General features: G+C 38.1%; 18 protein-coding genes. 12 read left to right on the top strand and 6 right to left on the bottom strand.

Annotation, left to right across the window (positions count from 1 at the left end):
* Positions 1 to 116: 116 nt before the first annotated feature.
* Positions 117 to 671 (top strand): DUF4865 family protein, encoded by a 555-nt coding sequence (locus tag QNH17_RS03860; RefSeq protein ID WP_283877483.1) that lies wholly within the window; start codon positions 117 to 119, stop codon positions 669 to 671.
* Here QNH17_RS03860 and QNH17_RS03865 read toward each other — a convergent pair.
* A complete protein-coding gene (locus tag QNH17_RS03865) occupies positions 668 to 955 on the bottom strand; it encodes a hypothetical protein (protein WP_283877484.1) in 288 nt (95 codons plus the stop codon). The genes QNH17_RS03860 and QNH17_RS03865 overlap by 4 nt on opposite strands.
* A gap of 241 nt (positions 956 to 1,196) precedes the next feature.
* Between QNH17_RS03865 and QNH17_RS03870 the strand changes: the two genes are divergently transcribed.
* From QNH17_RS03870 to QNH17_RS03880, 3 genes are all read left to right on the top strand, one after another.
* A complete protein-coding gene (locus QNH17_RS03870; RefSeq protein ID WP_283877485.1) occupies positions 1,197 to 1,832 on the top strand; it encodes a hypothetical protein in 636 nt (211 codons plus the stop codon).
* Between the two features lie 512 nt (positions 1,833 to 2,344).
* Positions 2,345 to 2,722 (top strand): Gp49 family protein, encoded by a 378-nt coding sequence (locus QNH17_RS03875; RefSeq protein ID WP_283877486.1) that lies wholly within the window; start codon positions 2,345 to 2,347, stop codon positions 2,720 to 2,722.
* Between the two features lie 291 nt (positions 2,723 to 3,013).
* Positions 3,014 to 3,841: a DUF2935 domain-containing protein gene (locus tag QNH17_RS03880; RefSeq protein WP_283877487.1), complete on the top strand. Its 828-nt coding sequence runs from the start codon at positions 3,014 to 3,016 to the stop codon at positions 3,839 to 3,841.
* A gap of 27 nt (positions 3,842 to 3,868) precedes the next feature.
* On the opposite strand, the gene QNH17_RS03885 is transcribed toward QNH17_RS03880, so the two are convergent.
* The 3 genes from QNH17_RS03885 to QNH17_RS03895 all read right to left on the bottom strand — a co-directional run bounded on the left by QNH17_RS03885 (position 3,869) and on the right by QNH17_RS03895 (position 6,875).
* Complete coding sequence (locus tag QNH17_RS03885) at positions 3,869 to 4,786, bottom strand: DMT family transporter (RefSeq protein WP_283877488.1); 918 nt, start codon at positions 4,784 to 4,786, stop codon at positions 3,869 to 3,871.
* Between the two features lie 203 nt (positions 4,787 to 4,989).
* Complete coding sequence (locus tag QNH17_RS03890) at positions 4,990 to 5,712, bottom strand: GTP cyclohydrolase II (RefSeq protein WP_481858611.1); 723 nt, start codon at positions 5,710 to 5,712, stop codon at positions 4,990 to 4,992.
* 62 nt (positions 5,713 to 5,774) lie between these two features.
* Positions 5,775 to 6,875 carry an FAD-dependent monooxygenase gene (locus QNH17_RS03895; protein WP_283877490.1) on the bottom strand — a complete coding sequence of 367 codons (1,101 nt, stop codon included), beginning with the start codon at positions 6,873 to 6,875 and terminating at the stop codon, positions 5,775 to 5,777.
* A gap of 198 nt (positions 6,876 to 7,073) precedes the next feature.
* Here QNH17_RS03895 and QNH17_RS03900 point away from each other — a divergent pair, with 198 nt between their 5' ends.
* Positions 7,074 to 7,388: a winged helix-turn-helix transcriptional regulator gene (locus QNH17_RS03900; RefSeq protein WP_283877491.1), complete on the top strand. Its 315-nt coding sequence runs from the start codon at positions 7,074 to 7,076 to the stop codon at positions 7,386 to 7,388.
* Positions 7,389 to 7,465: 77 nt separating this feature from the next.
* On the opposite strand, the gene QNH17_RS03905 is transcribed toward QNH17_RS03900, so the two are convergent.
* On the bottom strand, positions 7,466 to 7,618 hold the full coding sequence (locus tag QNH17_RS03905) for a hypothetical protein (protein ID WP_283877492.1): 153 nt from the start codon (positions 7,616 to 7,618) through the stop codon (positions 7,466 to 7,468).
* 178 nt (positions 7,619 to 7,796) lie between these two features.
* On the opposite strand from QNH17_RS03905, the gene QNH17_RS03910 reads away from it, so the two are divergent.
* From QNH17_RS03910 to QNH17_RS03940, 7 genes are all read left to right on the top strand, one after another.
* The gene (locus QNH17_RS03910; protein WP_257148591.1) at positions 7,797 to 7,919 is read left to right on the top strand and encodes a hypothetical protein; all 123 of its coding nucleotides are present in this window, start codon (positions 7,797 to 7,799) and stop codon (positions 7,917 to 7,919) included.
* A gap of 148 nt (positions 7,920 to 8,067) precedes the next feature.
* Positions 8,068 to 8,493, top strand: a complete 426-nt coding sequence (locus QNH17_RS03915; RefSeq protein WP_283877493.1) for a DMT family transporter — start codon at positions 8,068 to 8,070, stop codon at positions 8,491 to 8,493.
* Positions 8,494 to 8,532: 39 nt separating this feature from the next.
* Positions 8,533 to 9,234 carry a Crp/Fnr family transcriptional regulator gene (locus QNH17_RS03920; RefSeq protein ID WP_283877494.1) on the top strand — a complete coding sequence of 234 codons (702 nt, stop codon included), beginning with the start codon at positions 8,533 to 8,535 and terminating at the stop codon, positions 9,232 to 9,234.
* 27 nt (positions 9,235 to 9,261) lie between these two features.
* Positions 9,262 to 9,774 (top strand): DMT family transporter, encoded by a 513-nt coding sequence (locus QNH17_RS03925; RefSeq protein ID WP_283877495.1) that lies wholly within the window; start codon positions 9,262 to 9,264, stop codon positions 9,772 to 9,774.
* Between the two features lie 69 nt (positions 9,775 to 9,843).
* Entirely contained in the window at positions 9,844 to 9,978 is a 135-nt protein-coding gene (locus QNH17_RS03930; RefSeq protein WP_283877496.1) for a DUF3658 domain-containing protein, read from the top strand.
* Between the two features lie 494 nt (positions 9,979 to 10,472).
* The gene (fbpA, locus tag QNH17_RS03935) at positions 10,473 to 10,673 is read left to right on the top strand and encodes a Fur-regulated basic protein FbpA (RefSeq protein ID WP_283877497.1); all 201 of its coding nucleotides are present in this window, start codon (positions 10,473 to 10,475) and stop codon (positions 10,671 to 10,673) included.
* A gap of 134 nt (positions 10,674 to 10,807) precedes the next feature.
* On the top strand, positions 10,808 to 11,506 hold the full coding sequence (locus tag QNH17_RS03940; protein WP_283877498.1) for a hypothetical protein: 699 nt from the start codon (positions 10,808 to 10,810) through the stop codon (positions 11,504 to 11,506).
* Between the two features lie 44 nt (positions 11,507 to 11,550).
* On the opposite strand, the gene QNH17_RS03945 is transcribed toward QNH17_RS03940, so the two are convergent.
* The gene (locus QNH17_RS03945) at positions 11,551 to 12,750 is read right to left on the bottom strand and encodes a CynX/NimT family MFS transporter (protein ID WP_283877499.1); all 1,200 of its coding nucleotides are present in this window, start codon (positions 12,748 to 12,750) and stop codon (positions 11,551 to 11,553) included.
* Positions 12,751 to 12,886: the final 136 nt, after the last annotated feature.

Here is a 12,886-nt window from a genome sequence, read left to right on the forward strand (position 1 = left end):
AATCTAATATTCATCTCGTATCAATAGAAAACGTAAAACCCCTAACTTTATAAGGATACTCATATTTCATAAGTTATACCTAATTTTCTATATTTTTCAAAAAGGAGAGGAAATTGATGATAGCAACCCAATACAAGATTACATTACCAAGTGATTATGATATGAACATCATTAAAGTGAGAGTAAGAAATAATGGACATAAAACAGACGGTTTTGATGATCTAAAATTTAAACTATATCTGATAACAGAAAAAGGGATCAATAACAATTTACAAAATAGCTACTGCCCATTATATCTTTGGAAAGGGAACGATGGGCTAAATAAGTTTTTATTTAATGGATACTATGACAATATCCTAAATTCTTTTGGGTGGCAGCGAGTAAATGTGGGAATTCCACTTATTGATACAACAACATCTAAAATCAATGAGAATAACTATCTATTTCAACTTACAAGAAAAATACAACCACAAGAAAGTCTAAACAACTTAAAAGATAAAATTGAAGAGGATATTCCTGCGATTGATAACTCAGAATATCTCGTAATCTATAATCCTGATAAATGGGAGTACGATGTATTTTACTTTTTAAGCGATGTAAGCAACTTAGAAGAAATGAGTGGAGTAATGTATACAATTCTACATATATCACATGACAATCTCCCAAACTAGAAGTAAAAAAGAACGCTAAATTCGGCGTTCTTTTTTCTTTTAGTTTTCCGAAAATAAGTTCCTACAATCAGTACGACGGCCAAAGAGAGGATAAGCCAGAGCCAATTGAATGAGTTACTTTCTTCTTCGTAGTATGTTTCAGTTTCATCGAAAGAAGATGCTGTTTCTATTTCTTCTGGCACTACCGTTTCAGTCTCCGTTGCTGTTTGATTTTCATCAAAACTAACAGTTTCAGAATATAAATCATCTTCTACTGGCTCACCTTCTGGTATTTGTACGTCCATTTCTTCTAAATCTGCAATTATATTAAATAACTTTTTTCAGATGTAAGTCGTATATGATATATGAAGGAGGGATAAACGAGAAAGAACTGACCTTGGAATTATTAGAAACTGAGGAAAAGGAAGTACTACTTCTTCAAATGCAGTCGTCCCTTGTATCTGCAGTTAGTTTGCCTAATTTTAAGGTAAAATAAGCTCACATATATTCTTTAATCATAGTATGTAAAAGAAAGTAGGTGAAAACATGACATTAGATTCTCAACGTATTATGGGTGGTTCCCCTGGCATGGGCATGGGCGGTTTCCCTGGCATGGGCATGGGTGGTTCCCCTGGCATGGGCATGGGCGGTTTCCCTGGCATGGGCATGGGCGGTTTCCCTGGCATGAGCATGGGCGGTTTCCCTGGCATGGGCATGGGTGGTTCCCCTGGCATGGGTATGAGCGGTTTCCCTGGCATGGGTATGGGTGGTTCCTCTTCTGGCATGGGTATGGGCGGTTTCCCTAGCATGGGCATGGGTGGTTCCCCTGGCATGGGTATGGGCGGTTTCCCTGGCATCGGTATGGGTGGTTCCTCTTCTGGCATGGGTATGGGCGGTTTCCCTAGCATGGGCATGGGGGGTTCCCCTGGCATGGGTATGGGCGGTTTCCCTGGCATGAGCATGGGCGGTTCCCCTGGCATGGGTATGATGGGTGGTTCCCCTGGCATGGGTATGATGGGTAGTTCCCCTGGTATGGGTATGATGGGCAGTTCCCCTGGTATGGGTATGATGGGCGGTTCCCCTGGTATGGGTATGATGGGCGGTTCCCCTGGTATGGGTATGATGGGCGGTTCCCCTGGCATGGGTATGATGGGTGGTTCCCCTGGTATGGGTGGTTTCTAGAACGGATTTACCGAAGTATTCTATAACATCGATCTATAAGACTTTAGTAATATTAAAATATTGATATCAATAAGAGGTTATCACTTTAATCCCCCTGTATTCTTGAAGCTTATTGGAAGCTTGCTAAGCAAACAGGTGCAGAGTGAAGATTCAACTGTCAATTCGGTGGCTTTTTCTTGGTTAGGTTCGTTTCGAATATATTATTATTGCCACCATAAGTAACATCCAGCATTTAGAAATACCTCCGAAGAAGCGTTTGAAAGTATTTCAGACGCTTCTTTACATTTTCAAAAATTATTTAAGAAATCGCCAATGATTTAGAGTAAAGATTGAGCTTACTCTACTTGCTATAAGTTCACTCAATCATTGAAAATTAAAATTTGATTAAATTTAAAGTACCCTTTATATTTTAGAAGGAATTTTTAAAAGAAAACGAAAATATATAAAATAATACAACTTCTGTTCAAGCTGAGTTTTGTCTATTAATAAATAATGTAAAGGGAGTGCGGGGAATGGTAAATATGTTCATAGATAGTATTTGTCCAAAATGCGGAGAGATCAATCAAGTGGATCATAAGGGGGAAAAAATTCTTATTGTAACTTGTAAGAACCACCATATGTATGACCATATCATCATCCCGTATTCTCGAACACACCCTATTAAGGATGAAAAACGTATAAAATTAGAAGAAATGCTCTTAGAGAAAAAGTTCCATCGAATGAGTGATAAATCAACCATATGTCTTCTCATTTTTAACAATGGGTATGAAATTGAAGGGCGTTCCACTGTTCGAGATGTTGCAGATTTTCGTACAGTGATTGGTAAGGATAAAGCCTATGAACAAGCTTTGAAGAAAGCAATGGTGGCGTTGGGTGCATTCCTAGTATAAAAGTGTAGTATAAGATTGGCAAAATCAATCGTTTGATTATCTATATTCAAAAAGAACTCTGATGACAATTCATTTGTTGTAAAGAGTTTTTTTTTTAATGAGATTTGGGTGTTTACAAGGAGTTTCAAAAAACATACTGCTATAAACAGCATTTTTAATTGCCAAATACAACCATGGTGTAAAATAATCCCTAAAGCTTATGAACTATTAATTTTCCATTATGAAAATATTCTTTCATAGACCTCTAACCCATATATATAGATATATATGGGTTAGAGGGGGGGAGAGCATATGCAAAGAATTGTGATTTCTTTATGGGATGAACAATTATTTTGGTTAGAAGTTTTACAAGATCATGCGTATTTTGTAAGAGACAATCTTTCTGTTAGCGAAACTGAATATGTTAACACCGCGCAGCAGTATATTAATGTATTTGGGGATTTGATTGCATCATTAAGCAACATTCCACGGTCGCTTAATTATACAGATGAAGCCATGATATATTTTTCCCAGAGGGCATGGCCCGTCGCAAAAGGATATTTTGAATTTGAAGGGAAACTACAGTCGCTTAGAATCGATAATAAGGTGAATTTAAATTTATCACCAACCTACCTGAACGGAACGTTAGCAGAAAATCAGGAATATCTGCGATTTTTAAGTTTGTTGGTGTATGGGAAGGAGCCTGTACCACTTCCATTATCAGATCTGATGGATTTATGGCTTGAGGACCAACTAGGTCATGCTGTTCTTTTTAAGAATATCATTGATCCTATTGAAATCATGGCCAGTACTCAAGCCGAGATGTATATCAACAAATATCAAGCATTTATCGTTCAAAATCATCACTTGCGGGGTTATTTGCGGTTCAAAGAGCCAGGGTTCGCCCGTCAAACTGAATTTGCTAATGAAGTGGGAAAAACAACCCTAGAAATGAGCCAATTTGTCTACAATATGGTGATTAAATATAAGGAAAATAAATTACTTAATAAAACTACCTTACGATTTTTGGAACATCATTTTCCAGAAACCTGTTATTTTATAAAAAAGCTAAGCTTCTACGCTCCCAATTTACAGGAAGCAGCAAGTAAATGTTCTTTAAAAAGACCATCCTATTACTAAAAAAGGGGCCATCATACGGCCCCTTTGCTATTCTTGTAACATCGATTTACTTTCCAATGAAGTTGACTTCATTTGAGTTTTAGGCCATTTAACGTTGGCGGCCACAATTCCGCCTAAAATGAGGACAACTCCAAACCATTGTGACAAGCTAACGTTCTCGGCTAGAACCATAGCAGACAAGATTACAGCAATCGGTAACTCAGAGGCTGTTAAGATGGTTCCAAGGCTTGGTCCCACATGCTTCATTCCTATAGAAAATAAAAGCGGTGGCAAAGCGACGCCAAGTAATCCTAGGAACAATCCATAAGGAGCTACTCCAATCATTACAGATAAATGAAGTAAATTTGTTGGCTGAAAAACCAATAACACCGTGATTAATCCACCAGTGGACATGAGAGCACTTTTCTGTACTGGCGGTGTATCCTCTCCCACAGAACTGCTGAGAAAGATAAAAGCGGTATATGAAATTGCAGAAAGCAGTCCCCATACTGTTCCTTTCAAGGACAGTTCTATGCCGCCATCAGTAATAATACCAGCAGCAAGAATGGAGCCAATAATTAGAATCCCAATCGAAGCCATTTTCCCCGTACTAGGTATTTTTTTATAAACTATCCATTCAATAAAAGTGCCAATCCATACAAATTGAAATAAAAAGATGATCGCAAGTGAAGCATCAAGGGTTTGCAGGGATTGATAATAAAATACGCCCGTTAACCCAACGGGAATTCCTGCTAAAAGTAATTTACCTATGTTCGGCAGCGTAAGTTTTTTCTTTTTCGAAAAAAGAGCGACGACCCAGATGAGCAACGTCCCAAGTATGAACTGGCTTCCTGTGACTTCTTTTACAGTAAACCCAGCTGAGTAAGCAAGCTTAACAAAGGTCGATAATACACCGTAACAGCATCCTCCTAAAAAAACAATCAATGCATAGTGCCAAGTTTTCATATTTTCTACCCCTTTTTGATTTTTTGATAAATGGTCCAGTTTCTAAACAACAAAAAAGCCACACAGTTCTCGGGTGAGAACTGTGTGGCGAAAATAGAGATATCTCTAGAAAAGTCCACAAACAAATGAATTTTGTTATTTGATTTGACTTTGTTACTTTAAAACAATTGTCATGAAATGTCAATAACTTTGTAATTTATATCCTACGCCATATGACCAGATTTTTTTACTTTTGTTTGTAAGTATTTTTCATTGTACTCGGAGATGTCCCCCCAAAGAGGAGTTCGTCCAGAGACAGGTGCACCAGCTGCTTTTAAGGCTTTAAGCTTTTTCGGATTGTTCGTGATGAGGGTGACAGGTTTGCTTCTTAGCGCTTTAAGCACTTCAATGGCATCCTCGTAATTCCGTGAATCATCTGGAAAACCAAGTCCTTCATTAGCCTCCACTGTATCGTAGCCATTTTCTTGTAGAATATAGGCCATTGCCTTGCTAAATAAGCCTATTCCTCGGCCTTCATGATTGGCTAAATAAAATAACGCTCCGGTTCCATGCTCGGCAATCATTTTCATCGATTGTTTCAGTTGAAAACCACAATCACAGCGCTTGCTTCCAAAAATATCTCCAGTATGACAAATCGAATGCATTCTGATTAGAGCATCCTCACCATATTCAAAATCCCCATAAACGAGGACGCTGGATTGTTGGTATTCAGCTAAATTCGCTGAACTTAATTGATCAATGACTTGCTGGAAATCTTCTGTTACATTTTCACTCTTCAGCCAGCTATACCACTTAAATTCAACCGTTTCCCCGTATAAATTGACCGGAAGCTTGATCGGTCCCACTAGGTAAATCGCTTCATCACCTTTTTTAACTAATTTTATTTTATCCTCTAAAAAAGAGAGAGTATTTGCTTTTAATTGAATTTGTTCCACTATGAATTCCCCCAATCCATATTTTCATAGATTTATTCCGACTCTAATGTCTGCTAAGAAAGGACAGGTACGGCAAAATTATCCCGATAGGTTTTCTCTTTCTCCCGTTGCTGCTGTTGCAGCTTTTCTGTATGATCCCGTCGTTCATGTTCGAATCTTTTTAATTGTGCCGCATTGAGGTTCTGTTTGTCGAGTGCTTCGCTCAGCACATCAGCTAATACATCTGCATCTAATAGGGCACAATTGATTCCAAATGCCCCAGTCGGACTCATCGTATGTGCGGCATCGCCCATGATCACCAATCCGTCCTTTACCCAGGTTGGAGAATATGAGCTTTGTACTTTTAATAAAATAAAATCGTCCCATGATTGAATCTGAGTACGAATGGTTTCAGTTAACTCTGGAAATGCCTCTATCACTTGTTTGATAAAAGGTTCACATGATTGCTTCTTTAATGATGGATATGAATCCTCTTCAATATTCCAGCCTATTTGGATGAAACCGCCTGCCTGAGTAAATAAAGCCAGTTGATTACCATTCACTAGAGCGTTTTTAATAGTTGGCTCCCAAGTGGCTGGACTTTGAATTTTCGCCCATAACAAATCGTACCCATGTGTTTTCTTTGTAAATGGCATCTCAGCCAATTTCCTTACTGTTGAGAACCTGCCATCAGCACCAACAACAAACTTGCTGTTTATCGTTACTTCTTGCTCGCCATTCAATGCTTTTAAACCAGTTACAGCCCCCGCGTCATTAAAGATTAACTCCGTCACCTTTGTCCCCATCATCAATTTGAATTTCTGATAAGGTTCAGATGCCTGAATTAATACGCTTAACAAATTCTTTTGCGGGACATGGATGCCGACATGGTGCTCCCCAGCACCAGGTGTAATGGCCTTTATTACCTTTCCGTCCTGCCAATATTCCACTCGTTCCATTAATAACAATCCAGCAGCTTCTACTTGGTCATAAAGACCATATTTTTTTAATACTTGTTCTCCGTTCTGATTGAGATGTTCCCCACGGAATTCTTTGTCAATCCCCTTGTGGCGTTCGAGTACAATCGTGGAAATTCCTTTTTTCGCAAGCAAATATCCTAGTAAAGCGCCGCCGGGACCTGCACCTACAATGCAAACATCTGCCTCAAGGTTCATGTTTGAAAACCACCTTATTCTATATGATGTATTGACGAACCATAATTGGTTAAAGTAGAATATTAATAGTTAATAATTATTCGTTAGTCAGTTACTTTATGTAAGTAATTATATTTTTAAAACACGATTGTGTCAAATAAATTTATTTTGCAAGGTAATTATGTTGTTAATTGCTATAGGCAAGGAGGGGGAAGGTCAATGGATGAGTCAGTCATTTGTCCTCGATTTGAAAAAGCGATGGGGATGTTAAGCCAGCGTTGGACAGGATTAGTTATTTATCAACTGTTATCAGGTCCAAAGCGCTTCTGCAGCTTAGAATCTTCTATGGGGATTAGCGGAAGAGTCCTTTCCGAGCGGCTCAAGGATTTAGAAGGTCAGGGGATTGTGAAACGAGATGTGTTTCCGGAAACGCCCGTCCGAATTGAGTATTCTCTTACAGAAAAGGGACTCGCTTTAAAACCAATCGTAAAGGAAATTGAAAAATGGTCACAAACCTGGCTGACAGTGGAGTAAATGATTATTCGGCAACCTTTGCCAAGGTTGCCTGTTTTTTTGCTGTAAAAAGAAGCAGCTAAGTCAGGCATCTCTTTCTATTCTTTTTGGTTTGTTGTTTTTGATTGTATTTTTGTTGCCTCCAAAGCCTCGGCAAATTCCTCTTTCATTGTGTCGAGATTTTCTTCAGTTTTAGTATCCCAAATACTATATTTGATTTTATTTGGTAAATCCTTGCCTTCATTTTGCATAAAACGCGATCACCTCCATTCCATATCGTCTCAATAAAAAGTGGAACTATACGGAAAGAGGCTAAGAAAAATCGTGCATCCAATCGCATAGCCCGCAAAAAAGTTAGCAAACTAAAATGGTGGGTGACGATTTATTAATTGGCATCCTGAATTAGGAAACGACAAGGGTGGTGAAGGTATGGCAAAAAATAAGAATAACCAATTGAAGAACAATAAAAATGCTCAACCAAATGATCAAGAATTTGCGGGAGAAAACGGACTTGAAAAGGTAGTAAGACAGGCCCAAAAAAAGCCAAAATAAGTTATGGACAGTTAAAGATCGTCATTTGGCGGTCTTTTTATATTAGGACTTTAACACAATTTTAATAATTGAGGACATATGTCCTATTCAAACAAGCTTAAGATACCTTTTAATATAGACAGAAATAAAAATTAGGGGAGTAGAGAGAATGAGGGGAATTATCTTTGCGTTTTTAGGCGGGGCATTTATTACCCTGCAAGGAATTGCTAATACACGTATTAGTCAAGATATAGGCACATGGCAAGCAGCAACCATTACCCAGTTTACGGGATTTGTAATGGCTTTTATAATCTTAATGTTCGTTCGGGACGCTAAATGGCAGGGCTTCAAACAAGTGAAACCATTATATCTGATGGGTGGCGCATTTGCAGCGATTGTTATCTTCAGTAATGTCAGATCAATTGAGGAAATCGGTGTAACCCTTAGTATATCGGCCATCCTGATTTCGCAATTAACATTAACTTTTATTATCGATAGTAGTGGATGGTTCGGCCTAGAAAAGCAGAAGATGAAACTGCCACAGTTTATTGGTATCGGGATGATGATAGCTGGTGTGGTCATCCTAAGGTCTTAACGTCACGCATGCTGCAGTTAAAAACAGAGGTGAAACCTAGTGAGGGAACAAAAGGATCAGGAGCAATTGCTCGCCTATATCCAAGCATACCAGTTAGATTCGATATTTCATGAACCATTGATTCCGCATTTGTCACTGTACAGCTTTGACCAAGGGGAACTGATCTGTTCCCAAGGGGAAACTTCAGAGTATTTGTACGTTCTTGTGAAGGGAAAGGTCAAAATCTATATTAGTTCGCCGGAAGGTAAAACACTCATTCTTTCTTTTAAGAAACCGATTGAAGTGATCGGGGATATTGAGTATGTCCGTGGAATTGATATCATCAACACGGTAGAGGCCGTTTCGTCAGTTTGGATGATTGGTATTCACTATCGCTGGTTGAAGCAATATGGAAGTGACCACGCGCCATTCCTGCAATTTTTATTGGATATTATCACGAAGAAGTTTCAGCTAAAAAACAATTCAATGACCTTTAATATTATGTATCCGGTCGAAGTCCGATTGGCTAGTTACCTATTGTCGGTTTCCTCTGATGAAGCTGACTCGCATGATAAAGACCAACTGAGTATCAGCATTAAGGATGCGGCCAATTTAATTGGCACGAGTTATCGCCATTTAAATCGAGTGATCACACAATTTTGTGAAGAAGGTCTGATTGAACGCCATCGAGGTGGTTCCATTTTAGTTAAGGATAGGAATGGATTGAAAGACCTCGCAGGCGATAATATTTACGAAAGTTAAAAAAATCAACACAAGGGAGAGAAACGGATGATTCTAGGACTATTATTTGCAATTATTGCCGGTTCCCTGGTAGCTTTGCAAAATATTTTCAATAGTAAGGTCAATGAACGGGCGGGGTCATGGCCCACAACAACATTAGTATTAGGGATGGGATTTCTTGCTTCATTGACATTCGGTCTTATCTTTGAGGGCGGACAGTTATTCCATTTGGAAAATATGAAGACGTGGTACTGGTTCAGCGGAATGATTGGCGTAGGAGTGGTTGTGTGTCTCGTTCAAGGAATGAAGAGACTCGGACCCACTTACGCCATCGCGATTGCGTTAACATCACAGTTGTTGATTGCCTTACTCGGGGACTCATTAGGCTGGCTAGGTCTGAATAAAGTTCCATTTACTCTCAATCAATTAATTGGAGTGGTGGTCATCGTCGGCGGGATTGTCGTGTTTAAATTTGGCGGCAGCGCTGAGGGCAAGAAAGTGTTTGCTTGGCCATTTGCGAAGGGGCATAAGGTGTCTGAATTTCAACAGAGAGAAAGCTAAAATGTGGAGAGAACTGTACTGGAAATTGCTCTTTTTAACATATAAATTCATACCGATTTAAAAAGCAGAATGACTAATCCTCATTCTGCTTTTTATGCTTATATTGAATACCGAATTCGGTACTTAATCTATAAAGGATTCCTTGAACTAAAAGGGATACCTCGATCAATGCGGCATTACCGGGTAAAATTAAGAGAAAAATAGATCCGAAATTAAAATTATGAATTTTCTAATAATTAATTGACAGGATCAATTTGATGATGTTAATATTACTATTAAGTAATCATATAAGTATTATCGGGATTGGAAATAATCAAACAAAATGCTTAAACTAGTTAATAAAATTATTTGTTGCCAGACAACTGGAGACACAACTTACTGTGTCTCCTTTTTGTGTATATAAAATTCATACACTTGTCGACTATTCCAATAGAGACTTCTCATACCCGTGAGAAGTCTCTTGTTTTATCCAATTTAAAGGAGCTGATCCTATTGTAAGACTTCTTTTTTCGTATAAAAATTGTTGATTTTGAATTCGCTCATTAATACACTTAATTCGCTCTTTTATGCTAATAATTCGCTCATTAAAGGGAAAAGTCGATAAAAATCCAAAATGTATTACACAAAATATGATTTCTCGTGGGTATTAATAAGTAACTCTTTCAAAAACAAACAAGCGGCTAAAGGGAGAGGATGGTATGGAGAATATCCTGCGGAATGCTGTAGAACAAAGAAGGAAAACATTAATAAATATATTACTTACCTTTAAAATATTTGAAAATGAGGAACAGCTTTCGAAGTTTTCTTTAACAGAATTAGAAAATGAATACAAACGATTAAAGTCGAATAGTCATCCTCATAGTGATACCGGGTCGATTCAATGGAAAAAGAAAATATGAAACTATGCGCACAGTGATTGTTACTGTGCGTTTACTATTCAGTCTTTTGTTATACATCAAGCGTTCTCTTGCTTCCATCATAAAAAGTGGTTAATCTTGAGATAAATACGAGGATGTTTTGTGGAGGCATTTTTATGAGGTTCCTTAAAGCAGTCATTTTGCGAGTTCTTACAATTATTGCGCTATTCCTATTATCGATTGGGATTTTTATATTACTATCATTTATTCAAGAAACCGTATATGTACCGAAAGATTATATTATTTGGATTTTTAAACGACCCTATTCCGGTTTAGTTATAGTTTATGAGATATATCTTATTTGTTTGTTTTTCTACGTGTTCTATAAAGATTTAAGGGATACCTGGAGAAACGTAAGGCTTTTTAAAAAGTATAGAAAACCAGTCCTTACTGCTTTTATTACTTTTAATATCATTTTACTATATACGATCACTTCCGCTGTCGCTGTAGTAACTAAGGATAAGGTTATCAATTTTTCGTTTTTTTCTCCACAGGGCAGGGAGTATAGCTACAACGATATCGTTAAGATTAATACTGGAGTTTATAGTAAGGGGCGACCTTCTCTATTTAAACAATCAAAAGGTGAATTCTTTTACATAATAGAACTAAATGACGGGACAAAGATTAATTTGACTGATGTGGGCGGGGTAAATAATGAAGAAGACGAACGGTTTGTCATAGAAAAGCTAGATAAACAACTAGTCAACATGGATATTCCGAAAGAATCTAGCATGAAAAACTTTGAATACACTAAGAAGGACTTAGCTAAGATATACACAGATAAAATACGTAACATATTGGAAAATACAAATTGATTTTTTTATATAAAAAGAGGAACAACGCCGCTCGTTGTTCCTCTTTAAACATATTGATCCCGTCCAGACATCATCCCGAACAGCATAACAACAAAAGAGATGATGATTAAAGTAATAAGTGGAATGGTCCACATATGGGTGAAATCATACAAAAATCCAATAAACAAGGGACCTACTGCTGCTAAGATATAACCCGTTGATTGTGCCATCCCAGATAAATCGGCAGCCTCGCCGGCACTCTTCGAGCGGAGCCCTATATAACTTAATGCCAGTGGAAAAGTTCCTCCCAAGGCAATCCCAATAAAAATTATACTCACAATTAAAATGGGATAGGAAGACCCCAGCAGTAATCCTCCATAACCAATGATAGAACACATGCTTAGCACAAAGGATATCCATATTTGTGAACGATAACGTCCTGCGATTACAGGTATAAAGAAACTAGCCGGTAATCCGACAATTTGGCTAAATGACAAGAGCCAGCCTGCTGTTTCCATACTCAATCCATGGCTATGTAAGATTTCAGGCAGCCAGGAAATCGTTACATAAAATAAAAAAGATTGAAAACCCATAAATATAGCGATCTGCCAGGCAAGAGGAGAGCGCCAGATATGGTTCGAGCTCGGGGTGACTCGTTTGATCTCTTTTTGATTACCTTGATTAAATTTAGAAAGGAATATCCACACCAAGATCGCTGCGACAGCTGGAATTCCCCACACGTTTAAGGCACCTTTCCAACCAAGGTTCATCCCTTCCGCTAACGGAACACTAACACCGGATGCTAAGGAGGCAACTAATCCCATGGATGTAGAATAAACACTTGTCATCAGCCCGAACTGGTCTGGGAATTTATCCTTTGCAATGGCTGGTAAAAGGACATTTCCAATCGCTATCCCTACCCCAATGAACAAAGTCCCTGTGAAAAGGAAAAACGCCATGGGAATAGAACGGATCAAAATGCCAATCAAAAGTGAGGACAAACCTGCTAATAAAGCCAGTTCATTTGTTATACGATTAGCAAGCTTCGGGACAATTGGTGACATGATGGCAAAAACAATTAAAGGCAAACTCATTAATAAGCCTGCGCTCCAATGGGCTAATCCCACATCTTTCTGAATCATTCCAACTAACGGTCCTAATGAGGTTATAGCAGGCCGCAAATTAAAGGCTATTAGTACAATCCCAATAATGAGCCAAATGATGTAAGTCGATTTCGAATAGGTATTTGATTTTAGTAACTCCACTAATTAAACCTCCACTGTAGAACAAACTTTCTAAAGTATATCACAAATAAAGTTGTGAGTTGCAAGGCGGGCTAGAAAGATTAGGTAATAATGGAGTCTGGCGGAAATAGAAGATTAATAGGATTAAAAAAGGTCA

Source organism: Neobacillus sp. SuZ13, from assembly GCF_030123365.1.
GTDB lineage: Bacteria > Bacillota > Bacilli > Bacillales > Cytobacillaceae > Neobacillus.